Origin of the sequence: Mucilaginibacter phyllosphaerae (genome assembly GCF_004378255.1) — a bacterium.
GTDB classification, from domain to species: Bacteria; Bacteroidota; Bacteroidia; order Sphingobacteriales; family Sphingobacteriaceae; genus Mucilaginibacter; species Mucilaginibacter phyllosphaerae.
Map to the genome: position 1 here is coordinate 608294 of NZ_SNQG01000003.1, position 25674 is coordinate 633967.

Genomic DNA, 25674 nt, shown 5'->3' on the forward strand with positions numbered 1-25674 from the left:
GCTTTGGGCATTTATTGCATGCACTTGATACTTTTTGCCAGGAAACTTAAAGTAAAGTTTAGTCCAAAGTGATCTGCCTTTTAATACTTTCTTCTAAAGATATAAAGGTTTCGGTACGTTGTATGCCTTTTACGCTTTGTATATTTTCGTTCAATACCTCGCGCAGGTGATTGGTGTCATGGCAAACAATTTTGGCAAAAATGCTCCAGCTGCCGGTGGTGTAATGCAGTTCTACAATTTCGGGCACCATTTTAAGCTGTTTAACCGCTTCGTTATACTGTGAACCTTTTTCCAGGAAAATGCCCAGGAAAGCGGTTACATCATAACCCAGTTTTTGAGGATTTACTTCCAGGCTGGCACCTTTAATTACACCCATCTCTTCCAATTTTTTCATGCGCACGTGTATGGTTCCGCCTGAAACGATCAATTCTTTTGCGATTTCGGTGTATGGAGTGGTCGCATTTTTCATCAATATTGATAAAATCTGTATATCCAGATTATCAATTTCTAAATTTTGAGGTTTCCTGTGAGGCATAATTTTAAATATCTATATTCAAATACAAGTATAATTATAATAAAAGTAAAAATAAAAATATTTTGTTGAAATATTTGCAAGAAAGTATCAACTCTTTTAGATTTGTATAAAGCAAATGACAATTGCTCTATCGTTCTTTAATAAATAAACATTGTTGGGTGGTGAAATTTTTGGCAGACACACCTCCTTGTCCCGGTGGCGGAGAATATGGGAAACCCGAAGCGGGCTAACCACTCTGTGAAGGTTCGAACCCTTCCCCAACAGCTAAGTTCTAAGTCGAGCGTATCAAGTCCGAAGTCAAATATGACTAAAGACTACTAACATTAGACTAAAAACTTAAACATCCTGTAGGATGGTGAAATTTTGGCAGACACACCTCCTTGTCGCGGTGGCGGAGACTCTGGGAAACTCTTAGCAATAAGAATAACCACTCTTTGAAGGTTCGACCCCTTCTCCTACAGCTCTTCTCATAATTTAGGTTTATAATTGGTTAGTAAAGGCCCCTGCCCATCAGGGGCTTTACTTGTATAATAAGGTTTTTTTTCTGCATGTATTCTTACAAGATAGTATCGGATAATGGCTCGCTTTTACTTTAAGGCAATATGGCAGAACATTTCTTAATAAACAGAATGCCAGTGTGTTAAATAGCTTGATGCAGTTTAGTGCCAGTTAAATATTTTTATTGTAACGCTTTTTTTACAAAAAGCTAAACAAAATACAGAGTTATGCATTGTGTATGCGATGAAAAAGAAACACCAAGCCGGATCGCTTACCCCGTGGCAAAGACTCGTGCGTATTTTACATAACGAACGTGTAACAATCAATTACATATTTATCTATGCTATACTCATAGGGCTTATCGGGCTTTCGCTGCCCCTGGGTATCACGGCAGTATTTAACTTGCTATCTAACGGGGCAATGTACAGTTCTACATATATCTTAATCGCCGTTATCCTCATCGGGATAATTGTTGGGGGGATAATGCTTATTGGCCAGCTTACCCTGGTAGAGGTATTGGAGCAAAAAATATTTGTTAAAGCAGCTATAGAGTTTGCCTACCGGCTTCCACGAATTAAAAAAGAAGAGATGGAAGGCGAAAACCCGCCAGAACTGGTTAACCGTTTTTTTGATGTATTAACCATACAAAAAGGGCTAACTAAACTACTTGTAGATATTGTGGCTGCCGGCGTGCAGATCTTTTTTAGCGCCATACTGCTTTCTTTTTATCATCCGGTGTTTATTGGTTTCGGGCTTTTTACCATTTTGTGCATTGTTGCCATTATTGCTATTTACTACAGGCGGGGCGTTGATACCAGTATCGAAGAATCTGAATATAAATACAAGGTGGTAGCTTATCTGGAAGAAGTGGCCGCCAACCTTGATGAATACCGCGGGCAACCGCATAAGCGCGATAGCGTTACCCACCAAACCGATAAAATAACCGCCAAATACATAGAGGCAAGGAATGATCATTTTAGTGTTTTAAAAAGGCTGTTTGCCAGCGCAGTGGTGCTGCGCACCATTTTAATGGGTGCTTTATTATTGTTAGGGTCTTATTTTGTTGTTAACCGCCAGATGACCTTTGGGCAGTTTGTGGCTGCCGAGGTGATCATTGTACAGATCAGCTACGCGGTAGAAAAATTGATGACCAACCTGAACACGGTATTTGATATGGTAACCGGCAGCGAAAAACTTGCCGTAGTAACCGATCTGGAGATAGAGGAAGGAGAATTAAATCATGGTTAGCGAATCGAGCAAAATATTGGAGCACAAGGTAAAAGAAGCCTCCGCTTTGTCGCGCGCGCAGCTATTGCCAGAAAACGGGCCGAAGTTGATAGGCAGGATAATGCTGTTGCTGCTCATCTTATTAATTATTATTTTGTTTTTACCCTGGCGGCAAACCATTGGCGGCCGCGGTACTATCACTTCGTTGAGGCCGGAAGACCGGCCACAAACCGTGCAGAACCAAATAGGCGGGAGGATAGAACGCTGGGCCGTACGCGAGGGGCAGGAGGTTAAAAAGGGTGATACGATCATGGTGATCTCAGAAACCAATCAATCATACTTTAACCCCGAACTGCCGGTGCGGATGGACGAGCAACTGAATGCCAAACGGGGCAGTGAGGTAGCTGCCGATCAAAAGATAATAGCCTCTGATGCGCAGATAATTGCGCTTACCAACGGGCTTCGCATCCAGCTTTCTGCAGCACAAAATAAAGTTAAACAGGCGCTTAATTATGTGCAGATTGATAGTGCCGACCTGGTGGCTGTTAAAAATTTTTACGAAACAAGCAAGTCGCGCCTGGTTAGATACGAAGCCGGTTACCGTAATGGGTTGTTCTCTTTAACGGATATAGAAACCCGCAGGCTTAAATTACAGGAGGACCGGGCAAAGGTGGTAAGCCAGGAGAATAAGCTTAACAATGCCCGGCAGGAGTTATTAAACGCCAGGATAGAACTGGATAATATCCGTGCAAAGTATCAGCAATCGCTCGCCTCGGCACAGGCCGATCGTAGTTCGGCGGTGTCCAGCAAGGCAGGCGTACGGGAGGAGATAGCCAAGCTCAGAAATGAAATGTCTAATATTGATATCCGCAGGGCTTTATATGTTATACGTGCCCCGCAAAGTGGTTATGTGGTAAAAACATTAAAGGCAGGTATCGGCGAAAATATTAAGGAAGGCGAATCGGTAGCTACCCTGCAGCCAAAAGCGCCCCTGGTGGCTGCCGAGATCTATGTTGATGCAATGGATGTGCCGCTGATTTTAGATAACAGTAATGTGCGCCTTCAGTTTGAAGGGTGGCCATCCGTTCAGTTCTCGGGCTGGCCCTCTGTAGCAGTGGGTACATTTGCAGGCAAGGTATCGGTTATTGACAGGGTGAGCACCGGCGATAAATACCGCTTGCTGATACGGCAGGATAACCCCCTGCCCAAAAACGATGAGCCATGGCCATTGCAGCTAAGGCAGGGCTCGGGCGTTTACGGCAGGGTAATATTAAGGTCGGTGCCGGTGTGGTATGAAATATGGCGCCAGCTTAATGGTTTCCCGCCCAGCCTGGAAAAAGAACCCGCTACTACAACAAAATAAAAATAATAACCCCATCAAGCACGTATAAAAATAATGTACACCAAAACTTACCGGCAAATTATTACCTGTAGTTTATTGCTGATTAATTTGTTATGCATTCGGTTTTCGGCATTGGCGCAGCCGGGCAACCCGCCGGGCAGGGATACCGCAAGGCTGTTTGCACTGAAGGACCTGGAAGAGCGTGTGCTGATGTATCACCCGATTGTAAAGCAGGCAGATTTATTAACCGAGGAAGCAAAAGCAAGGGTACTGCAGTCCTTAGGCGGTTTCGACCCGGCAATTAAAGCCTCTTTTGGCCGGAAAGACTTTGGCGGCACCGAATATTATAACCATTGGGATAGCGAACTTAAAGTGCCCCTTTGGCTGGCCGGCGCCGATTTAAAGGTAGGGTATGACCGCAATGTTGGCGTTTATAATAACCCCGAAACGCGTACAGCGCTAAACGGACTGTCGGGGCTTGGGTTAAGCATCCCGCTGGGGCAGGGTTTGCTGATAGATGCGCGGCGTAATACCATGCGCCAGGCAAAGGTTATGGTAGGTTATGCCGAAGCCGAAAAAATAGCACAGATAAACAAGGTTTGGTTTACCGCCGTAAAAGATTATTGGAATTGGTTTTATGCCTACAGGCAATATGCGTTGATCAAAGAAGGTGTTGACCTGGCCCAACGGCGTTTTATTGCGGTGCGCAGCCAGGTATTAATTGGTGATAAGCCACCAATAGACTCGGTAGAGGCGGCCATTACCGTTCAGGACAGGCAGGTGCAGCTGCAATCTGCCAATGTAGCCTTGTTAAATACCCGGCTGGTGCTATCTAATCATTTATGGAATAAAAATGGCGAGCCGCAAGAGTTGCCGGTAGCCGCTGTGCCGCAAAGTGACAGCAAAGCCCTGCTCACTGTAAATAAGCCTTATTTAGATACTTTGATGAGTTACGCGGCCGACAGGCACCCCGACCTTTTAAAATTAAAAAGCGAGGGCGGCAGGTTAACTTTAGAACGCGCTTACCGGGCAGAACTGCTAAAGCCTAAGTTAAATGTTAATGGTTCATTCCTTTCAAACCGCCGCGATTTTGGCTCTAATGTGCCGGATGCTTATGATTTTAGATGGAGTAATTACAAGGTAGGGATAGATTTTTCTTTCCCGCTTTTTTTGCGTGCCGAGCGCGGTAAGCTGCGCGAAGTAAAGCTGCAGCAGCTTGAGCTGGATTATGATGTAAAACAAACCGGCCGCGAGATACAAACCGGCATCAATTCATCCTATAACGAGCTAAAGGCTTACGAAGCACAGGTTATACTGCAAACCCAAAATGTAAGCAACCAGCAGTTGTTGGTAAAAGGCGAACTGCAAAAATTTGAATTGGGAGAAAGTACCTTGTTTTTGATCAATAGCAGGGAGGCTAAACTTATTGATATGCAAATTAAAAGGGCCGAAACCATTGCAGGGATGCAAAAATCGCTTGCCGATCTGTATTATAAAGCAGGCGCACGCACGGGGCTCATAAAATAAGCCGTAAAAAGTTTAACCTGTTTGGCTTAATAGCGTAGCGGTAATTATAAGCAGGCGCCGCTTATCGGGCAAGCGATTTTATTTTTTATTTAATCAGTAACCGGTAGTAAATGTGTTATAAATATACCTTTGCTATATCTTAAAATACTGATGGATATAACACACCGTATTAAACAATTTGATGAACTGAATGCCGCTGAACTTTACGGATTGCTTAAACTGAGAAGTGAGGTGTTTGTGGTAGAGCAGAACTGTGTATTCTTAGATCAGGACGATAAAGACCAGCAATGCCATCATCTGCTGTTATTTGCTGATGGTACGCTTGCCGCATACTGCAGGCTGCTCCCTGCCGGGCTATCTTACCCGGAAGTTTCTATCGGCAGGGTAGTAACGTCGCCGGCCTTCAGGGGCACCGGGCTGGGCCGAAAGGTGATGGAGCTGGCCATCGGCTATTGTAACGAACTTTTTGGTAATCATATCATCCGTATAGGTGCGCAAACATATGCCCTGGCTTTTTATGCGTCTTTAGGGTTTACGGCGCAGGGCGATACCTATGATGAAGATGGTATTGAGCATGTGGAGATGACGCTGCCCCCGGCTGGTTAAAACCTAATGTATTTTCAGGTAATCATGCACCTCCTGGTCTACATCAATAATATCGATGTTTGGTTTCAGGATACGCCATTTACTGTCAACCAAAAAATAGGCCGGCAGGGTAGTGATTTTCCAGTTGCTTACATTGGGCGAACTGTCTCCCTTAAAATCTGCCACCTGCGGCCAGGTAAGGTTACTGAGTTTTAAAGCGCGTTTCCAAACATCCTCACTACTGTCTATAGATACGCTTACTATCTCAAACTGCTTTTTATCGCTGTCGCCGATGATCAGTCCGTTTAACATTTTAGAATGGTTACGCTGGCTTTGGTCGCTTTTTGCCGCCCAGAATTCTACCAGTATCAATTTCTTTTTTATCGATCGTTTGTCAAAGTCTTTACCATCAGGCGTAACACCTGTAATATCCGGTGCTTCGGCCCCCGGCAAAAGTTTCATCAGCAGGCTTAATTTATCTGCCACCTTTTGCCCGTCGGGCGTTTGTTTTGCCTGGGCGGTAAGCTTGTTTAATAAAGCATTGTATTCGGCAGGGTATTCATCCAGGTATTGCAGGTTCATGATATGGGCTGCAACTACATTATCCGGATGTTGGCTTAGGTAAGCTTTTAATATGGCAGGCTCCATTTTGCGCCTGGCTATCTGGTAATTACGTGTTTTGGCAATCAGGGCCGAACGTTCTTTTTTGGGTAGGCTGCGGGCCTCGCGCGTATCAAGGTAAATAAGATTGGTGCTGATGTTTTGGTTTAACTTACCGGCCATCCGGCCCTCTGTTACATAATAATCAGAAAGCTGCTGTTGTGTTTTTGAACTTGAGGTAATGGCCGGATAATCAGCACTGCCTGCTTTTGTTTGGATGGTATAGCTGCCATTCTCCAGGTAAACCTCAAAACTTATTTTTGAAGCAAGAGGCTTTTCCGTATCAATAATGCTGATATTGTAATACCCGGCGGTGCTTATGGGTTTGTTTATATGGGCTGCGCCATCTTTAAAATTCTGGCTTAACAGGCTCTCGTTGGCCTGGCTAAGTATAATTGTACCATTGTTTATACCGGCAGCATTAATAGTAAGATCAACCTTGGGGGTATTGCTGCAGGCGCTTATTAAAAGGGCAAATACAATAAGGTAACAGTATTTCATATATAAATTGTGATGGGAGATACGAAAATAGAAAAAGCTTCAGATATTACAGAAGCTTTTTCGTTACTCATCACAATTTAAACCCAGGTAGCCAATGTATATGGCATCTTCACATCCTTTTTGCACCGGCTAACGCGTAATTACCGTGCATTGCAAAACGGTGGGCAGCTCGCCAAAGTTGGGGCCTTTCCAATCTGTTTCATCCCCGTTAAGAATACGGAGGGGTTTAAATATACCATTCTGGTACCTGCCTTCCTCCACCTTTAAATACTGCCAAGCCTGGTTTGCCTGCTTGCCTGCGGGGGCAAAAGCTATATGGCAGTTGGTACCTATCAGCACAAATTTGTTTTCGCTCAACTTTACAATCATAGCTTTCCCATTAGGGGCAGTATTTTTTGTTGAGCCGCCCCTGCCTGATCCAAAGATTACGGTTACCTTCCATTGGCCTAAGTCAACAGTTTGGTCTGCCTGGTCTTCATGTTCTACCACGGCCTTTATTTTGCCTTCAAAACCCCATTGCGCCAGTTGGGGCATCATGGTTTTGATCAGGGCATAAGAGGTTGCATAGGGTACATATCGATCTTTATTTTCTGCCGATTCCGGGTCTTCTGCATTCCTGTCTATCCCGAATGGCGAAAAGCCTATACCGCCGCGGGCAATAACATTATACAGATATTTGGCATTTTCTTTATTAAAGCCAGCTTCGGGTACAAAAAGCGCGTTATCAGGTCTATCGTACAAGTCCAATACTTTTAAAACTTTTTCGCTGCCGGATAAATAAATATCAGGGGCAAGCAGATCAATAGCCGGTGCCGCAACTTTCCAGATGGGGATCACGTTATCTGTAGGGCCCCCGCTTTCATAACTTGATGCTTTGGGGTTAGTCAATGGGTCGCGCAGGGCTGCATTTACATACATGGGTAAGGGATAAACTGCCTTACCCGCTGCCGCAACTTTGCCAATAAAGCGGGCGATAGACCATGCCTGGAAGTACTCGTCCGCTCTGTCGCCAAACACCGTTTGCCAGCTACCGTTAGTAACCACGTTTACATTCATGGCTTTAAGCAGCTCGGGTTTCAACAGTTCGGGCGGTACCTGCCCTTCAAATAGTTTTTGAGCAATCGGCGAGTAATCTCTTACCGTATCCCATGAACCGGGCTCATTTTCTACCTGTACCATAATTACAGTACGTTGCGGGTCGGCCTTCTTAAGGTAGGCCATTAGCTTGGTAAAGGCGTTGATATCGGCATTCAGTGTAGCTTCTATATGGGGCGAGGGGGAGTCTATCTGTTTACCATCCCGGTTTTGTATGTTAGGGTATTTGCCGGCTTCCAGTTTCATCCATTGGGGCATGTAATGATTGCTGCCGTTTTTCCAGGTAGCAAACCATAACAATACCAGCCTGACATGGCGGGCCCTTGCCTGGGTAAGTAGTGTGTCAACTACCGAGAAATCAAACTTGCCTTGTTGGGCTTCAATTTGTTCCCAGTAAACAGGGATCTCGAGGGTATTGGCATGCAACTGTTTAATAGCAGCCCAAACATTGGGCAGCATACCCGGCCACGCACTTGAATTATGTGCCTGCCCACCCAATATCAGGAAAGGTTTACCATCAACCAGTAACTGGTGGCGGCCATTTTTATTGATAACATTTGGTAGGGGGTTATTATTGGATTGCGCAAAAATGTTAAGCTGTGCAAGCAACAAGGCAACGCATATCATTACGGTCTTCATTACGGTTAATTTGGTTGCGTTAAATTTAACAGAGATTGGTTGATTTTGTAAAGGGTTATAAAAATAAAGTTTGGAGGTGTTTGTTTTTTATACAGCGTATGAAGGACCGTGGGAATGAAAACCGATAGTTACTTATACATGTAGTGTTAAAACCAAGGCCTTTTCACGGGATGGTTTTGTGTGTTACAAGATGCAGCCGGCATAAAAAATCAGGCAATTACTTTGTCATGCGAATGCAAATTCCTTAGAACGTTTCTAAATAGCCATTATCGCTGCTTTAAGCCAAAACCATTTCTATCTTTTGGTACTTTTGCGTAAATAAATCTGAGTAATAATGAGCGAATTTAAACAAACCTTTAACTCATCACTGGGAAAGAAGCTGCTAATGGCTTTAACTGGCTTGTTTTTGTGTACTTTTTTAATTGTGCACCTTGGTGGTAATCTTTTATTATTTAAGCACGACCAGGGTTTTGCATTTAATAGTTATGCAAACTTCTTAACACATTTTCCACCTATCGAGGTTGTTGCCTATCTGCTGTATCTGGCTATACTGGTACATAGCATTTACGCCTTGGTATTAACCATTAAAAACCGCCGTGCAAGGCCTGTTGGCTATGCTGTACAAAGCAAGTCGCCGCAGTCCTGGTCGTCCAAAAACATGGGCTTGCTGGGTGCCATATTGCTGTTGTTTATTGTAATACACATGGGCGATTTTTGGTTTACCTACAAGTATAACAATATACTTGGGTTTAAAGAGTACCGTACCAACCAGATAACCGGCGAAACCACGGTTACGGCATTTACGCCTTCTAATCCCGATTTTGAAAGGTCATATGCTACCGAAAATAATGTAGAGATCGTACGCGTAAAAGATTTGCATGCCCGCATCCAGTGGAGCTTTAGCCATTTGTGGTATGTGGCATTTTATGTGATTGCCATGGGCGCGGTATCATTCCACCTGCTGCACGGCTTTCAAAGCGCCTTTAAAACACTGGGATGGGTGCATAAAAAGTACAATGGTATCGTATATTTTATAGGCACCTGGCTGTTTGCCGTAATTATACCGGTAGGCTTTGCCCTGATGCCAATTGTTTATTACATACAAAGTTTATCATAAATAAGTGAGTGGTTGATTAAGTGAATGGTGATTAGTTAACCATTCACTTAATCAACCACTCATCACTCACTAAAATAAAAGAAATGAGTTTAGATGCTAAAATTCCGCAAGGCCCATTAGCCGAAAAATGGAGCAAGCATAAATTTAACTTAAAGCTGGTTAACCCATCCAACAAGCGTAAATACGACATTATTGTTGTAGGTACAGGTTTGGCCGGTGCATCGGCAGCAGCATCGCTGGCCGAGCTGGGTTACAACGTTAAGGCATTTTGCTTTCAGGATAGCCCGCGCCGTGCGCACTCTATTGCTGCACAGGGTGGTATCAATGCCGCAAAAAATTATCAGAATGATGGTGATAGCGTTTATCGCCTTTTTTATGATACCATTAAAGGTGGTGACTACCGTGCCCGCGAAGGCAACGTTTACCGCCTGGCAGAGGTATCTGTAAATATTATTGACCAGTGCGTTGCACAGGGTGTACCTTTTGCCCGCGAATACGGCGGTTTGCTGGATAACCGCTCATTCGGCGGTTCGCAGGTATCACGTACGTTTTATGCGCGCGGCCAAACTGGGCAACAGCTTTTATTAGGTGCCTACTCGGCATTAAACCGCCAGATACACCTGGGCAAAGTTAAAATGTACACCCGCCACGAAATGCTGGATGTAGTTACTATTGATGGCCACGCTAAAGGTATTATCACCCGTAACATGAAAACCGGTGCAATTGATACACATGCAGGCCATGCCGTATTATTGTGTACAGGTGGTTACGGTAACGTATTTTATCTGTCTACAAATGCTATGGGCAGTAACGTAACGGCTGCCTGGCGCGCGCATAAGCGTGGTGCTTACTTTGCAAACCCTTGCTACACCCAGATCCACCCAACCTGTATCCCGGTTTCCGGAGATCATCAGAGTAAGTTAACGCTGATGTCTGAATCGTTACGTAACGACGGACGTGTTTGGGCGCCAAAAACGGTTGAAGTAGCAGAGAAACTGCGTAAAAAAGAAATTACCGCCGCCCAGGTAAAAGAGGATGAGCGCGATTACTTCCTGGAAAGAAAATACCCATCGTTCGGTAACCTTGTTCCGCGCGATGTGGCCTCTCGTAATGCCAAAGAGGTTGTTGACGAAGGTAAAGGTGTAGGCGGATCTGGCTTTGCCGTATTCCTGGACTTTGCCGAAGCCATACAGCGTTTGGGTGAAGATACCGTACGCGCCAAGTACGGTAACCTTTTTGATATGTACTATCAAATTACCGATGAGAACCCTTATCAGCAGCCAATGCGTATTTACCCTGCGGTACACTACACCATGGGTGGCCTTTGGGTTGATTATAACCTAAGCACCAATGTACCGGGCTTATATGCTTTGGGCGAATGTAACTTTAGCGATCACGGTGCAAACCGCCTGGGTGCATCTGCATTAATGCAGGGATTATCTGACGGTTACTTTGTTATACCTTACACGCTTGGCGATTACCTGGCAACCATTGGCCCTAAAGCCGTTGATACCTCGCACCCTGCTTTCGAGCAAACCAAACAGGATGTAGTGGACTATGTAAATAAACTTTTATCTCTTAAAGGGAATAAAACAGTTAGCGAATATCACCGCGAGCTTGGCCATATTATGTGGGAGTATTGTGGGATGGCGCGTACTGCCGAGGGCTTAACCAAAGCTAAGGCTATGATACAGGCGCTTAAAGCCGATTTTTGGAAGAATGCTATTGTAACCGGCGAGAACGAAGAGTTTAATGCTGCCTTAGAGAACGCAGGCCGTGTTGCCGATTTTATTGAACTGGGCGAACTGATGGTAGACGATGCATTGATGCGCCGCGAATCATGCGGTGGCCACTTCCGTTTAGAATCGCAAACGCCGGAAGGTGAGGCTTTACGCGATGATGAAAACTATGCCTTTGTTGCAGCCTGGGAATTTAAAGGTGAAAACCAACCCGAAGAACTGCATAAGGAAGAGCTGGTATATGAAAATGTTAAGTTAACACAACGATCTTATAAATAGAGAATGGTTGATTGGTGATTAGAGAATGGTTAAAACCACTCACTACTTAACCAACCAACTACTCACTAATCTCAAATCTAATAAAGATGAGTGGACACATGAACCTGACGCTGAAAGTATGGCGCCAAAAAAATGCACAAACACCAGGGAAGTTTGTGACCTACAAGGCCGAAAATATTTCGCCGGATATGTCTTTCCTGGAAATGCTGGACGTAGTGAACGAAAGCCTTACCCACAAAAAGGAAGACCCAATTCACTTTGACCACGATTGCCGAGAAGGTATCTGCGGTATGTGCTCGTTATATATCAACGGACGTCCGCACGGGCCAAAAAGGGCAATTACAACCTGCCAGTTACACATGCGTAGCTTTAGCGATGGCGAAACCATTACTATTGAGCCATGGCGTTCGGCAGCGTTCCCGATAGTGAAAGATCTGGCTACAGACCGTTCTGCGTTTGACCGTATCCAGCAAGCCGGTGGCTATGTATCGGTAAACACCGGCGGTGTGCCCGATGCAAACTCTACCCCGATACCAAAGGTAATTGCCGATGAGGCATTTAACTCGGCTACTTGTATTGGCTGCGGTGCCTGCGTTGCTGCATGTAAAAATGCATCGGCCATGTTATTTACTTCGGCTAAAATAACCCAGCTGGGTATGTTGCCACAAGGCCAGCCCGAGCGTTACAGCCGTGTACAAGCCATGGTTGCCCAAATGGATCAGGAAGGCTTTGGTAACTGTACCAATACCGGCGCCTGCGAGGCAGAATGCCCTAAAGAGATCACCCTGAACAATATTGCGTTCATGAACAATGATTTTTTCAGCGCCAAGCTATTCAGAGAACAACACGCGCACGACCATACCGGCGGCGAGTAATTGTTACACTATTGATTTACATATAAAAGCCCGGCTGCAATTTGCAGCCGGGCTTTCTTGTTTATATAAAGTTATAACCCCTGTTATGCCTTTTTAATGGTGGCCAGCAGTTCTTTCATTTCCGGTGGTTTTTCGTAAGCCTGTACCAGTTTGCCCTTATGGTCATAAATGGCAATGTAGGGGGTATGCTTAAGCTGGTAATATTTTTGTACAGTGTAGGTGTAACCTTCGGTACCTAAGGTAAAGTTAGGCCAGGCGGTTAATCCGTAATCTTTTTGGAACGTTTTTACCATCCGGATATCGCTAAACGTTATCATCACTACCTGTACGTTTTTAATGTCATTCATCATCGGCTTCATGTCGTTTATCAATTTCTGGCAGTGCCCGCAATCAGGTGCAAAATAAATAAGCATTACGGGTTTGTTCTTTTTCAGATCGGCCGGTGTGGTGTAAACATCATTGGTAGTTAAAATTTTATACGGTGCAATTACCGGCGGGGTGGTTTGCGCCCGTGTGCAAGCCGATGCAATTACCAGGCTTAAAAAAAATACAAGTTTCTTCATTTGTGTTAGTGTCATATTGTGTTTAAGCTTCCAGCAGTTCCAGCTGCCAGGCAATGTGTTCTTCTGTTACAGGATATAACGCATTATTGCGTATTGTATGATAAACGGCCTCAAATATCTGGTTGTAATCACCTTTTACAGATGGTACGGTTTCCACACACTTTTCATTATCAATATTAACGATGGTTAGTTGCCCTTCGTTGCCGGAAGGTTCTATGCCGTAAGCAGGGTCGGTGGGCATCATGCCTTTGTCCAACTGGGCCTCCTGCACATCGCTGCGGTTTTTTATAAAGCTGCCCAGGGTGCCGTTTACCCAAAAGCCGGGCGTGTCGCCTGCAATCTGCAGGCCCGATGTTAAATAAACATTCAGCTGGTTTGGGTACATTAAATGGTAATGGAAATAATCGGGCACTTCAGATCCATCCCGGTACATCCCGGTTGTTTTATGGAATGATAACGGCTTGCCAAATAAGGCAATCGTGTTATCAATTAAGTGGGCACCCAGGTCGTAAACCAGGCCACCAGCCGGCACACCTTTGGTTTCTTTAAAAGATTTTACACCGATGGCAGCCTTATATCTATCCATCCTAAAGGTAATTTCTATTAAATTACCCAGCCGGCCGCTTTCTATAACTGCTTTTGTAGACAGGAAACCACTGTCGTATCTGCGGTTTTGGTAAACCATCAGGTGTTTGTTCAGGCGGCGGGCGGTATCATAAAGTTCTTTCACTTCGGCAACAGTTGCTGCGGCAGGTTTTTCAAGCAATACATGTTTGCCGGCATTAAGGGCCAAAAGTGTGTGTTCAAAATGCAGATTACTTGGGGTGTTTACAATAACCAGCTCTATCTCATCATCATTCAGTAATTCCTGTATGGAATGATAGCTGGTAATATCCGGATAAATTTTACCGGCTTTTTTCTCATTACGCTCCACCACCCCTTTAAAGTTAAAACCCGCATTGGTACTGATGAACGGCGCATGAAAGATCCTACCGGACATGCCGTAGGCCATCAGGCCTGTAACTATTGGTGCATCCATAAGGGTAAATTTATCATTATAACGGTTAGCAACATAAATTTTGTAAAATAAAAAAGGGATAAGCATACGCCTATCCCCTTCATTTAAAATAGGCTTAAGCTTATTTCATAGTTGATTGAATTGCTTCAATTTTAGCTAAGTGTGCTTTAACTGTAGGCAATGTTTTGGTAGCAAAAGCCATCAAATCGGCATCTTTGCAATTTTTAGAAGCATCTTCTAACATTGATGCTACTTTTTTGTGGCCGTCAACCATCGCGTCAACATAGGCTTTATCAAAATCCTTGCCTGATTTTGCAGCAAGGTCAGCAGCCATTTTTTGGTGGTCTGCATCCGGTGCGGTTGGCAGGGTGATGTTCTTTTTCTTGGCAATTTCCATCAGCTCCTCGTTAGCTTTAGTATGGTCTGTCACCATCATTGCGCCAAATTCTTTCACCTGTGCGTTAACCGCTTTTTCTGATGCTAATTTACCTGCGGCAACTTCTGCCATACCTGCGTTAGCAGCATCGGTTGCAAATTTTGCATCTGCTTCGTCTACAGCAATACCGGTAGAACCATTAGTGGTAGTGTCTTTAACAGCATTAACGCTATCAGCGGTTTCTTTACTGTCTTTTGCGGCATTGTTGCACGCCTGGAATGATAGGGCTGCAACAGCCATCATTGCCACTAAACTTAATTTTTTCATTTTGTAGATATTTTTAGTTTTTATAGTTAACATTTAACAACTATTAATCTAATTGGTTTTACATATACGCACTTATAGTTTGTTATTGATATTATTGTTATACCTTAAAGTTTTATTATTTTTGAAGACATAAATTAACAGATATGAATTTTCCGGCAGAGTTAAAATACACAAGCGACCACGAGTGGATAAGGGTTGAAGGCGACGAGGCTTACATCGGTATTACCGAGTTTGCACAGGGCGAGTTAGGCGATATTGTTTACATCGATATTAATACTGTTGGGCAGGATGTTACCAAAGAAGCTGTATTTGGTACGGTAGAGGCTGTTAAAACAGTATCTGACCTGTTTATGCCGGTGGACGGCAGCATACTGGAAGTAAACAAATTGTTAGATAGCCAGCCCGAGCTGGTAAATTCCGACCCTTACGGCGATGGCTGGATGGTGAAGATTAAACTGGCCAACCCGGCTGATGCCGCCAACCTTTTGGATGCTGATGCGTACAAAGGTGTTATAGGCCACTAATTGATAAATGAATACAACACTTAAATATTACGGGTCTGCAATTTTGTGGGCCCTATTTATTTTAATTATATGTGCCGTGCCATTGCACGATGCAGATAAATCCGGCATGTTTTTTCCGGGTTTTGATAAACTGGTGCATTGCGGTTTATTTTTCGTGCTTTCGGTATTGTATTGTGTGGGCAGCATCCGTAAATGGAACACACACAACATCCGGATTGAAATTGCCATGAAAAATACGGTGGTGCTGATCAGCTACGGTGCCTTGATTGAAGTTTTGCAGATGCGCGTTTTTACCTGGCGCAGCGGCGACTGGAATGACCTGCTGGCAGATACTATTGGCGCATGCATGGGTATTTTTGCCGTACTATTAACCAGCAATGCCATCCATCATGAGAAAAGTTAAATACTTAACAGCCGCTTTAATTATAACTGTAGCGCTTTCCTCGTGCGGGTTGTTTAAAAAAGATTGCCAGTGCCCGCATTTTGGCAAAGTAAAAAGCAGTACAGCTATAAATGCGGCTTAACATAATACCGGCAAGGCCCCTTGCCGTTTCTATCTGTTAACGCGCATTAAGCTATATCTTTACATTCCCTTATTTGGATTTGTTTTAAATAACGCTACATTTGTAATCTAATTTACACGGCATGACGCTTGAGCAGCTTGGAGTAGGAGAAACAGGGATAGTAAAAGAATTTACAGATCTGGAAATGTCTGTAAAGCTGATGGAGATGGGTTGCCTCCCCGGCGAACCGGTAAGGGTTTCGCGCATTGCCCCGCTTGGCGATCCTATTGCCATACAGGTATCGGGCTACCAGTTAAGCCTGCGTAGATTTGAAGCATCAACCATTATTTTGCAATAGTATTATCATTTGAAAGCCGATATCAGAGTAGCGCTTGTAGGGAACCCCAATACCGGTAAATCCACACTTTTTAATGCATTAACCGGCTTAAATCAAAAAATAGGGAATTTTCCGGGGGTTACTGTCGATAAAAAGATAGGATACAGCCCACTGCCCGATGGCCGCCGCGCCGAGATCATTGATTTGCCTGGTACTTACAGCCTTTACCCCAAAAGCAAGGATGAGTCTATCGTGTTTTCTGTACTGGCCGAAAAGGATACCGAGTTAACGCCCGATCTGGTGGTTGTGATACTGGATGCCACCAACCTTAAACGTAACCTGCTTTTATACACCCAGGTTGCCGATCTGAAGATTCCCGTTATTATCGCCCTTAACATGGTTGACCTGTCAAAAAAGGCGGGCATCCGGATAGATATCGATAAATTGGCCCAAAAGCTGGGTGTGCCTATCATCCCCGTATCGGCCCGCAGGCTGGAAGGCATTGGCGAGTTAAAAGCCGCTATATCTTATGCCAACAAATTTGCCCTGCAGCAAAGCAGTATAGATGTAAAGGGCATAGCCCCGGAATTGATAACGGCCATAAGTAATGAACTGCCTGCCGATAACCCATATTTTGCCCTGCAGCTTGCCCACCAGCACGAGCATTTAAAATTTTTGACCCCTGCCCAAAGCAGCCGCATAGAGGAGCTGGAGAAAGAGCACGGTTTCCACACCCAAAAGGCACAGGCCGCCGAAACCATTGCACGGTATAATTACATCAACGATGTACTTTATGATACGGTTAAAACGCCGGTAACCGCGCATGACGAATCTGTTAGTAATAAAATAGATAAGGTGCTTACCCACAAGGTTTTCGGTTTTGTTATTTTTATCGGGGTGCTGCTGTTCATGTTCCAATCCATTTTTGCCTGGTCGGAATACCCCATGTCGCTTATCGAGGCAGGCTTTGTGTGGATAGAGGGTATTTTAAGAAATGTATTGCCCGCCGGCCCGCTGGCCAATTTGCTGATTGACGGCGTAGTGGCCGGGTTGAGCGGTGTATTGGTATTTATACCGCAGATAGCTATTCTGTTTGCCTTTATATCCATTTTGGAAGATACGGGCTACATGTCGCGCGTTACGTTTATGATGGATAAGATCATGCGGAAGGTTGGGCTTAACGGCAAATCGGTAGTGCCGCTGATAGGCGGGTTTGCCTGCGCGGTACCCTCTATCATGAGCACCCGCACCATCGAGAACTGGAAGGACAGGATGATCACCATTATGGTTACGCCATTGGTAGCCTGCTCTGCCCGCTTACCGGTTTATACGCTGCTGATAGCCCTGGTGGTGCCTAATAAAAATGTTTGGTGGATCTTTAACCTGCAGGGGCTGGCCTTAACAGGTATGTATGTGCTCAGTTTAGTATCGGCGGTGATTGTTGCCTATGTAATGAAATTTGTTTTAAAGGCCCGCGAGCGGGGATACTTTATTATGGAGCTGCCGGTGTACCGCATGCCCAGGTGGAACAACATGCTGTTTTCGATGTACGAGCGATCTAAAACCTTTGTGCTGGAAGCCGGCAAGGTGATCATAGCCGTATCGGTGATACTATGGGTGCTGTCGTCATACGGCCCCGGTAATCGTTTCGAAAAAATAGAGCAGAAATACCAGCAGCCGCAATTCACCAAAACGATGACCGCAGACAGCCTTGCGCGTGTAATATCTACCGAAAAACTGGAAAACTCTTATGCCGGTGTATTAGGGCATGTTATAGAGCCGGTGATAAAACCCCTGGGGTTTGATTGGAAGATAGGCATAGCGCTCATCACTTCATTTGCCGCCCGCGAGGTATTTGTAGGCACCATGGCTACTATTTACAGTGTAGAGGGCGATGCCGACCGCATAGACTCCGTACAGGATAAAATGCGCAATGCCCGCAACCCCAATACCGGCCGCCCCGTATTTACGCTTGCCGTAGCATTTTCGCTGATGATGTTTTACGCCTTTGCCATGCAATGTGCCAGCACCGTAGCCGTAGTTTACCGCGAAACCAAAGACTGGCGCTGGCCTGCCGCCCAGTTTGCTTACATGACGGTGCTTGCCTATGGGGCTGCGTTTTTAGTGTATCATTTGTTGAAATAACATTAATAGTTGCACCATAGTTCAATAAGCCCTTTACGTGCTTTCGGGTCATCCCTTTTTACCAGGGTAATGGCATCTGCCAAATAATTTTTAGAGAGGGCCCGTATTTTTTCGGCTGCCGGCCTGTCTTCTTCATAATAGTACTTCACCATATTTTTAAAGGTAGATTTAGTTACTACCTCTTTTGCAGGTACGGTAAATTTATTAGCTTTTAATATACCTTGTAGTTTGTCGGTTTTTTCATCCGCCTCGATGGTGTTTTTATTCACCTGCATAAATACAATTGCGGGTGCTTGTATAAGCGTGATTTTTGCCCAGGATTGGTCTGTAATACTGTTTACTACAGTAGTGTTAGGTTTTGATTGTGTTAGCCTGGGGTTGTATGCAGATACGAGTTGCAATGCCATAAGGTAAGTGCTGTTATCGCGTTCTTTGATGATTTTTAAAACGCTTTTCATCCCACTCTGGTCCCTATCCACTGCGTCTTTGTTTTTATACGCTTTTTCGCTTATATAGCTTTCAATCAGCCTTGCGCCAAGGTCTGCAACTAATTGTTTATTATCATTACCAATGGTGCGGTTTAATGTGATCAGGGCAATATCGCTTCTAAAGTGGGTATCGTCTTTTGTGAGAAGATCATTCATCAGCGTTTTGGTAAATTCACCGTATTTAAGGGAGTTGCCTACTACTTGCTGTTTTAATTGGTTTTCTTTTTCAATTAAGGCGTTTTCATGTTCCTTTAAGTCATTATTATACTTTAATATAAAGGAAACAATAACTAATATGCCGCCGCTTAGTATCTTTACAATTATATCGGCATAATCAAAAAGATCTCTTTTTGTAGAAGATTTAGTTGTCATAAGAAATGGGTTTAGGTTATAAAACTAATTAACTATCAGCAATATACGTGTATTTGCTAACATTGTAATTATTTTATAAGATTAGGCACTAATATTTATATCGGGGTAAAAATTGGATAAAGTAACAGTATTAGCACAGTATCTTCCGCCGGATGCGGCGCCGCTTATTGGCCGCTGGATAGATCACTTTAAATGCGAGTTTAAAATTTCGCGCAATCGCGGTACCAAGTTTGGCGATTACCGCGCGCCATATGATGGCAAAGGCCACCGCATCTCTGTAAATTTCGACCTTAACCCATATGCTTTTTTGGTGACCACTGTGCACGAGTTTGCACACCTGCATACCTGGAACGAGCATAAGCAAAAGGCCAGGCCGCACGGTATAGAATGGAAGCGTAATTTTAAGAAGATGATGCAGCCCTTTTTTGATAAGGAGGTGTTTCCGCCGGATGTAAGGCAGGCTATCAGTAACTATCTGGATAACCCCGCTGCTTCCAGCTGCTCAGACCTTACGCTATACCGCTCGCTGCGTAAGTACGATGCGCCGAAGGAATCTGTGCACACGGTAGAAAAACTGCCTTTAAACGCCCTGTTTAAGCTTAAGGACGGGCGCGTATTTCGCAAACAGGAAAAACTGCGCAAGCGCTACAAATGCATCGAAATAAGTACCCGCCGTATTTACCTGTTTAGCCCAGTTGCCGAAGTTGAGATAATAGGGGAACGTTAAAATAACCCGCGGTAAAATAAATGATTTTATGTTTTGTATTTAACCAAATGAGTTGGCCGTTTTTAAAAATGGCAACCCTTGAACGCATAGCACCTGAATTATCATAAAGGTAAACCTGGTCAAACAAGTTAATATGTTTAACTAAGTTCTTTTGCTTAATCGCCGTTCTTCTTTTCTCTAAAGCAGCCCTGGCCGCTTTACGTGGAAAAGATAATTTCCAAATTCTTTTATAGCGATGTTATCAGGATTGATAATATAGGTTTTGATTCTGCCTTTCGCTATTAAATGAGAAGCCAGTGTTGTTTTTCCTGAACCATTCGGGCCGCCAACAACAACTAATAATGGCATCACAAAGCGTTTAACGGTTTGATGATTTCTTCTAATAAGCGGCCCCCCACCCGGCTACCTCATCAATATAACGCTGATTGGGGTCTAATGCATATATTTCTTCTAACGTTAGTATAATACTAAGATACCTAAAATTTCAACAAAGCATCCATTACTTCTGCCAGCCTTGCTTTGGCCATAAACTGGTCTTCCAGCGCTTTGTTCATGGGGATGGCGGTATCCAGGCTGGCGCAGCGCATTACCGGTGCATCCAGGTGTTTAAAGCAATGTTCGCCTATATAAGCCGCAATCTCGCCGCCAAAGCCGCTGGTAAGCGTATCTTCATGCAGCACCAGCACCTTTGATGTTTTGTGTACCGTTCTTACAACGGCCTCCTTATCCCAGGGCTGCAGGCTGCGCAGGTCCAGTATCTCTATAGATTGATCGGGGTGCTTATCTGCATACTCTAAAGCCCAGTGCACACCAAGCCCAAAGGTAATGATGCTGGCTTTGGTGCCTTCGCGCACAATTTTAGCCTTGCCTATTTCTACGTAATAATCCTCATCGGGCACGTTGCCGCTAATGCTGCGGTAAAGGCCTTTGTGCTCAAAATACATTACGGGGTTAGGGTCGTCTATAGCGGCCATCAGCAGGCCTTTGGCATCATCCGGAAAGGCGGGATAAACTACTTTAAGGCCCGGCGTTTTGGTAAACCAGGCTTCGTTGGTTTGCGAGTGGAATGGCCCTGCGCCGCTGCCGCCGCCTGCCGGCATCCGTATCACCACATCGGCCGTTTGGCCCCAGCGGTAATAGGTTTTAGCCAGGTTGTTGATGATCTGGTTAAAGCCGCAGGTTACAAAATCGGCAAACTGCATTTCTACAACCGCTTTGTAGCCGTTTATGGCCAGCCCCATGGCCGTGCCCACAATGCCCGATTCGCAGATGGGTGTATTGCGCACCCTGTCTTTACCAAATTTTTCTACAAAGCCCTGTGTTATTTTAAAGGCGCCGCCATACTCGGCAATATCCTGGCCCATTATTACCAGGTTGGGGTGCATGCGCATACTTTGCTTTAAGCCATCGCTTATAGCATCAATATAGCGCTTATTGGTGCTCACATCAGATACGCGATGATCGGGGGTATTAAACAGGCGGTACATCGCCTGCTCTTCTGTTTTTACATGCGGTATAATATCGGGTTCGTTAAAAACCTTTTCTACCTCGGCATCAATCAGCGCGGTAAATTCATTTCTTAAATAAGGCACCCACTCGGTACGCAGCACGCCCTCGTCAAGCAAATATTTTTCAAAGCAATCCAGCGGGTCTTTCTTTTTCCACTCCTCAAATAATTCATCCGGAACGTATTTGGTGCCCGATGCTTCCTCGTGCCCACGCATCCTGAATGTCATACATTCTATCAGCACAGGCCGCGGTTTTTCGCGCATCTCTTCGGCCAGTTCTTTAATGGTGTGGTAAACTTCCAGCACGTTGTTGCCGTCAATTCGGCGGCCTTCCATGCCGTAGCCTGCCGCCTTATCAACCAGGTTGGCGCAGCGGTATTGTTCGTTGGTAGGGGTGCTAAGGCCGTAACCGTTATTTTCTATTATAAATATAACGGGCAGGTCCCACACGGCTGCAATATTCAGCGCCTCATGAAAATCGCCCTCGCTGGTAGCGCCTTCGCCGGTATAAACCAGCGTTACTTTTTTATCGTTATTTAATTTATCGGCCAGGGCTATACCATCTGCCAGGGCCAGCTGCGGGCCCAGGTGCGATATCATGCCGATGATCTTATACTGTTGCGTGCCAAAATGAAAGGAGCGGTCGCGGCCTTTGGTAAAGCCCGATAGCTTGCCCTGCCATTGGGCCATTAACCGCGAAACAGGGATATTGCGCGAGGTAAAAACACCTAAGTTACGGTGCATGGGCAGGATGTATTCATCATCATTAAGGGCCAGCGTGCTGCCCACGGCGATAGCCTCCTGGCCAATGCCCGAAAACCATTTGCCGATGCGCCCCTGCCTCAGCAGAATTAACATCTTCTCTTCAACCAGGCGGGGCAATAACAGTTTCTTATAAAACGTTATCAATCCGTCGTTATCTATATTTTTACGGTTAAAAATCATCGGGTAAAGCTAAGAAGTTTTTAAAACTTTGTATGTTTGAACAATCCATCTTTTCGCTATGAAGCAATTGTACGTTAGAATACTTATTATGTTTGCATTTTTTGGTTTGGTAGCTTTTATACCCGACCATTTTTTGATGCCCGAAAACTTTTATCTGCATAAAGGGGATAAACTTAACCTGCACCTGCTATCGGGCGAAAACCTGGTGAAAGACCGGGAAGTACCCTACACCAAGGCGCAAACCACAAAGTTTATGGTGTACGACGGATCTAAAAAAGACGACCTGGCAGCAGTGACCAAAAATGATGCATCGCCGCTGCTAACTTATGCCGTGGCAAACAGCGGGCTGGTAATGGTGCAGCTAAACAGTAACGAACTGAACGATATACCCCGCGAGGATTTTTTACCCTACCTTACCGAGCAGGGTTATGATGATATTGCCGATAAACTGAAAAACAGCAATGCCTTAAACTTTACCGAAAAATACAACCGCTACCTTAAAGCGCTTGTTACGGTGGATAACGGCGGCGGCAATGCTTACGAAAAGATACTGAACGATGATTTTGAGATCATCCTGAAACGTAACCCATACAAATTGAACTATGGCGATGATATAACTGCCGTAGTGAACTTTAAAGGCAAACCGTTTGCAGGGCAGGTAATGCTGTATATTAAAACCGCATCGGGCAATGTGTACCCGCAAAAACTGCTAAGTGATGCCCAGGGGAAAGTTTATTTTACGGTTAGCCGCGAAGGCATTTACCTGCTAAGGGCTACCAAGTTCGAAGCATCTAAAGGTAAGGATGCCGATTACGAAACATGGGTAGCCAGCTATACCTTCGCTTTTAGTAACAATGATGATGCGCCGAACACTTATAAAGAGTTTGGCTTTGGCGACAAGCATTAATTAGCTATGTTGGGCTAAAGCCCGAAAATTGATTGTTTGTTATCCGTTGACTGAAGCCAACGGCAATGATGTTTGTGTGTTCCACATTGTTGTTTAAGATAAAATCATTGCTATTCCATTTATGGGACGGATAAGAGGACGCATAACCCCTCCCTGCCATTACACAGATCATCCGCACCCCTCCCCAAGGAGGGAATTAATAAATAACCCAATAGTATCCGTTGTTGTTTAAGATAAAAATCATTGCCGTCCCATTTATGGCACGGATAAAGAGCTTATCCTAAAAACTGCAGCTTCTCCGGGTCGAACCAGGGTTTTAACTCGTAGCGTACCTGCAGCAGGCCGGTATCATAGGCTTGCTGGCCCATAAATATTAGCCCAACGCGGTCTTTAATATCTTTAAACAACGGTTTGCCTTCACCTAATATAACAGGATGAATGGATAGCAACAGCTCGCTTACCATGCGCTTATTCATAAAGGCCGAGATGATTTCGGCACCGCCGAACAGCCAGATATCGCCGCCATCCGTATCCATAATTTCTGCCACTGCGGCATCAAAACCGGCAGATGGGATGATGTGGAAAGTTTCGCCGGGCTGTTTAACTATCGTATCCGAAAAAACGTAAATCTTTTTAATGGGGAACATAGCCGTATCGGCACGGATCATGTCGAAACTTTTGCGGCCGATAAACAGGGTATCGGTGTTTGCAAAAAAAGCCTCCATGCCGTAATCCTGGTCGGTAAGGCACCAATCATATTCCCCGTTGGGGCCTTCAATAAAACCATCAAGGCTCATGGCCAGGTTCAAGATCACTTTACGCATGTTTTTGGCTTATAAATTTATTCGGGGCGGTTGCCCTCTTTCCATTGCTGACTAAACGATTTTGCAGATACCTGCGGCATTTCCCTTTGTGCGCCCCATGATTTTTTGAAGAAAAGCTTCATGAAAAAGTTTTTGGTTTTGCCGCTAAAAAAATCGGTAAGGCTGCGTTTAAGCATGGCTTTTTTCCAGGCGGCCCAGCCCCATTTTTCTTTGGTGGCCACCAGCCCGTCGTTCACCGCATCGCGGCGGTTAAGCAGCAGCATTTTATGAATATCTATTTTAACGGGGCAAACCTCGGTACATTTGCCGCACAGGCTTGATGCGTAGCTAAGGTGTTTAAACTCTTCCATGCCGCGCATGTGCGGGGTTATTACCGAGCCTATAGGGCCGCTGTAAGTGGTCTCATAAGTGTGGCCGCCAATATTTTGGTAAACCGGGCATACGTTAAGGCAGGCACCGCAGCGGATGCAGTATAAGCCCTGCCGCTGTTCTTTTTGGGCCAGCAGGCTGGTGCGGCCGTTATCCAGCAGTACTACATACATTTCTTCGGGGCCGTCGGTTTCGTTGGGCTGGCGGGGGCCGCTTAATATGGTGTTGTAAACCGTTATATTTTGCCCGGTGCCATGCGTGGCCAGCATAGGCCAAAACAGGTCAAGATCGGTTATGGAGGGGATGATCTTTTCTATCCCTACCACAGCTATCTGTATCTTGGGGAAGGTTGTGGTTAAGCGCCCGTTGCCCTCATTCTCGCTGATAGAGATACTGCCGGTATCGGCAATCAAAAAATTGGCGCCGGTAATGCCTACATCGGCCTGCAGGTATTTTTCGCGCAGCAATTCGCGGGCTTTTTGGGTGAGCTGCTCGGGCGTAAGATCCAGCGGGGTGCCAAACTTTTGGTTAAAAAGCCGGGCAATATCCTCTTTAGATAAATGCATGGCCGGGGTAACAATATGGTAGGGCTTTTGGCCAAGCAGCTGCAGAATGTATTCGCCCAGGTCGCTCTCTATCGATTCAATGTGGTTCTTTTCCAGAAACTCATTCAAATGAATTTCTTCGGTAGCCATTGATTTTGATTTGATAACCGTTTTGGCACCGGCTTTTTGGATGATGTTCAGGATCTCGCGGTTGGCTTCTTCGGCATCGTTAGCCCATATCACCTTACCGCCGCGCTTTAAAAAGTTAGATTCGAACTCGGGCAAAAACTTATCCAGGTTTTCCATCACCTTCCATTTGATGACATGCCCCTTTTTTTTAGAATTATCCAGGTTGATCATCCGCGACAGGCCTTTTTCAAACGCATTTTCGTATTTATCAATGCTATTATTGATGATACGGCGATGATCTGCCTCAAATGCCTTCTCTTCAGACGCTACCAGAAATTCCTCAGCAGTGTTTCCCATTGATGCGAAATTAAACAAAGCAATTAACAGTTTTAATAGTGAGTTAAAATTACTGTAATATGTTAACCCTGTTAAGGTATTTATAAACAGT

24 protein-coding genes and 1 tRNA gene are annotated in these 25674 nt (G+C 44.9%); 14 read left to right on the forward strand and 11 right to left on the reverse strand.

The features are described 5' to 3' along the window. Window positions 1–58: 58 nt before the first annotated feature. On the reverse strand, window positions 59–535 hold the full coding sequence (locus E2R65_RS11050; RefSeq protein WP_067063623.1) for an Lrp/AsnC ligand binding domain-containing protein: 477 nt from the start codon (window positions 533–535) through the stop codon (window positions 59–61). A 152-nt stretch (window positions 536–687) separates the two neighbouring features. Here E2R65_RS11050 and E2R65_RS19620 point away from each other — a divergent pair. The 5 genes from E2R65_RS19620 (at window position 688) to E2R65_RS11070 (ending at window position 5735) form a co-directional block, all read left to right on the forward strand. Further along, a tRNA-Asp gene (locus tag E2R65_RS19620) sits at window positions 688–799 on the forward strand. 477 nt (window positions 800–1276) lie between these two features. After that, on the forward strand, window positions 1277–2281 hold the full coding sequence (locus E2R65_RS11055; protein ID WP_134336527.1) for an ABC transporter transmembrane domain-containing protein: 1005 nt from the start codon (window positions 1277–1279) through the stop codon (window positions 2279–2281). Beyond that, on the forward strand, window positions 2274–3623 hold the full coding sequence (locus E2R65_RS11060) for an HlyD family secretion protein (RefSeq protein WP_134336528.1): 1350 nt from the start codon (window positions 2274–2276) through the stop codon (window positions 3621–3623). Before E2R65_RS11055 ends, E2R65_RS11060 begins: the two co-directional genes overlap by 8 nt. Window positions 3624–3656: 33 nt before the next feature. Continuing rightward, window positions 3657–5129: a TolC family protein gene (locus E2R65_RS11065; RefSeq protein ID WP_134336529.1), complete on the forward strand. Its 1473-nt coding sequence runs from the start codon at window positions 3657–3659 to the stop codon at window positions 5127–5129. Between the two features lie 150 nt (window positions 5130–5279). Continuing rightward, window positions 5280–5735, forward strand: coding sequence for a GNAT family N-acetyltransferase (locus E2R65_RS11070; protein WP_134336530.1), 456 nt, complete (start codon window positions 5280–5282; stop codon window positions 5733–5735). Between the two features lie 3 nt (window positions 5736–5738). Here E2R65_RS11070 and E2R65_RS11075 read toward each other — a convergent pair whose 3' ends face one another. After that, window positions 5739–6875 (reverse strand): TlpA family protein disulfide reductase, encoded by a 1137-nt coding sequence (locus tag E2R65_RS11075; RefSeq protein ID WP_134336531.1) that lies wholly within the window; start codon window positions 6873–6875, stop codon window positions 5739–5741. 129 nt (window positions 6876–7004) lie between these two features. Continuing rightward, window positions 7005–8609, reverse strand: coding sequence for a GH35 family beta-galactosidase (locus E2R65_RS11080; protein ID WP_134336532.1), 1605 nt, complete (start codon window positions 8607–8609; stop codon window positions 7005–7007). Between the two features lie 334 nt (window positions 8610–8943). On the opposite strand from E2R65_RS11080, the gene E2R65_RS11085 reads away from it, so the two are divergent. From E2R65_RS11085 to E2R65_RS11095, 3 genes are all read left to right on the forward strand, one after another. Continuing rightward, window positions 8944–9726: a succinate dehydrogenase cytochrome b subunit gene (locus E2R65_RS11085; protein WP_134336533.1), complete on the forward strand. Its 783-nt coding sequence runs from the start codon at window positions 8944–8946 to the stop codon at window positions 9724–9726. 83 nt (window positions 9727–9809) lie between these two features. After that, window positions 9810–11744 carry a fumarate reductase/succinate dehydrogenase flavoprotein subunit gene (locus E2R65_RS11090; RefSeq protein WP_134336534.1) on the forward strand — a complete coding sequence of 645 codons (1935 nt, stop codon included), beginning with the start codon at window positions 9810–9812 and terminating at the stop codon, window positions 11742–11744. 86 nt (window positions 11745–11830) lie between these two features. Beyond that, window positions 11831–12619 (forward strand): succinate dehydrogenase/fumarate reductase iron-sulfur subunit, encoded by a 789-nt coding sequence (locus E2R65_RS11095; RefSeq protein ID WP_204986298.1) that lies wholly within the window; start codon window positions 11831–11833, stop codon window positions 12617–12619. Window positions 12620–12702: 83 nt separating this feature from the next. Here E2R65_RS11095 and E2R65_RS11100 read toward each other — a convergent pair whose 3' ends face one another. From E2R65_RS11100 to E2R65_RS11110, 3 genes are all read right to left on the reverse strand, one after another. Next, window positions 12703–13182, reverse strand: a complete 480-nt coding sequence (locus E2R65_RS11100) for a TlpA family protein disulfide reductase (protein WP_158285257.1) — start codon at window positions 13180–13182, stop codon at window positions 12703–12705. Window positions 13183–13204: 22 nt separating this feature from the next. Then, on the reverse strand, window positions 13205–14221 hold the full coding sequence (locus tag E2R65_RS11105; RefSeq protein WP_134336536.1) for a Gfo/Idh/MocA family oxidoreductase: 1017 nt from the start codon (window positions 14219–14221) through the stop codon (window positions 13205–13207). Window positions 14222–14321: 100 nt separating this feature from the next. Next, the gene (locus E2R65_RS11110; RefSeq protein WP_134336537.1) at window positions 14322–14903 is read right to left on the reverse strand and encodes a DUF4142 domain-containing protein; all 582 of its coding nucleotides are present in this window, start codon (window positions 14901–14903) and stop codon (window positions 14322–14324) included. Between the two features lie 143 nt (window positions 14904–15046). Between E2R65_RS11110 and gcvH the strand changes: the two genes are divergently transcribed. From gcvH to feoB, 4 genes are all read left to right on the forward strand, one after another. After that, window positions 15047–15427 (forward strand): glycine cleavage system protein GcvH, encoded by a 381-nt coding sequence (gene gcvH / locus E2R65_RS11115; RefSeq protein ID WP_134336538.1) that lies wholly within the window; start codon window positions 15047–15049, stop codon window positions 15425–15427. A 7-nt stretch (window positions 15428–15434) separates the two neighbouring features. Next, the gene (locus E2R65_RS11120) at window positions 15435–15830 is read left to right on the forward strand and encodes a VanZ family protein (protein ID WP_134336539.1); all 396 of its coding nucleotides are present in this window, start codon (window positions 15435–15437) and stop codon (window positions 15828–15830) included. A gap of 242 nt (window positions 15831–16072) precedes the next feature. After that, window positions 16073–16288: a FeoA family protein gene (locus E2R65_RS11125; RefSeq protein ID WP_134336540.1), complete on the forward strand. Its 216-nt coding sequence runs from the start codon at window positions 16073–16075 to the stop codon at window positions 16286–16288. Window positions 16289–16297: 9 nt separating this feature from the next. Further along, window positions 16298–18412 (forward strand): ferrous iron transport protein B, encoded by a 2115-nt coding sequence (gene feoB / locus E2R65_RS11130; protein WP_134336541.1) that lies wholly within the window; start codon window positions 16298–16300, stop codon window positions 18410–18412. Between the two features lie 2 nt (window positions 18413–18414). Here the strand turns inward: feoB and E2R65_RS11135 are convergent, their stop codons facing one another. Then, window positions 18415–19272: a hypothetical protein gene (locus tag E2R65_RS11135; protein WP_134336542.1), complete on the reverse strand. Its 858-nt coding sequence runs from the start codon at window positions 19270–19272 to the stop codon at window positions 18415–18417. Between the two features lie 112 nt (window positions 19273–19384). Between E2R65_RS11135 and E2R65_RS11140 the strand changes: the two genes are divergently transcribed. After that, window positions 19385–19999: a SprT family zinc-dependent metalloprotease gene (locus tag E2R65_RS11140; protein WP_134336543.1), complete on the forward strand. Its 615-nt coding sequence runs from the start codon at window positions 19385–19387 to the stop codon at window positions 19997–19999. A 177-nt stretch (window positions 20000–20176) separates the two neighbouring features. Here E2R65_RS11140 and E2R65_RS19625 read toward each other — a convergent pair whose 3' ends face one another. After that, a complete protein-coding gene (locus tag E2R65_RS19625; RefSeq protein ID WP_158285258.1) occupies window positions 20177–20347 on the reverse strand; it encodes a hypothetical protein in 171 nt (56 codons plus the stop codon). A gap of 128 nt (window positions 20348–20475) precedes the next feature. Then, on the reverse strand, window positions 20476–22452 hold the full coding sequence (locus E2R65_RS11145) for an alpha-ketoacid dehydrogenase subunit alpha/beta (RefSeq protein WP_134336544.1): 1977 nt from the start codon (window positions 22450–22452) through the stop codon (window positions 20476–20478). Between the two features lie 88 nt (window positions 22453–22540). Here E2R65_RS11145 and E2R65_RS11150 point away from each other — a divergent pair, with 88 nt between their 5' ends. After that, window positions 22541–23359 (forward strand): DUF4198 domain-containing protein, encoded by an 819-nt coding sequence (locus tag E2R65_RS11150; protein ID WP_158285259.1) that lies wholly within the window; start codon window positions 22541–22543, stop codon window positions 23357–23359. Window positions 23360–23634: 275 nt separating this feature from the next. On the opposite strand, the gene E2R65_RS11155 is transcribed toward E2R65_RS11150, so the two are convergent. Beyond that, on the reverse strand, window positions 23635–24183 hold the full coding sequence (locus E2R65_RS11155) for a dihydrofolate reductase family protein (RefSeq protein WP_134336546.1): 549 nt from the start codon (window positions 24181–24183) through the stop codon (window positions 23635–23637). 17 nt (window positions 24184–24200) lie between these two features. After that, window positions 24201–25583, reverse strand: coding sequence for a LutB/LldF family L-lactate oxidation iron-sulfur protein (locus tag E2R65_RS11160; RefSeq protein ID WP_134336547.1), 1383 nt, complete (start codon window positions 25581–25583; stop codon window positions 24201–24203). Window positions 25584–25674 lie beyond the last annotated feature (91 nt).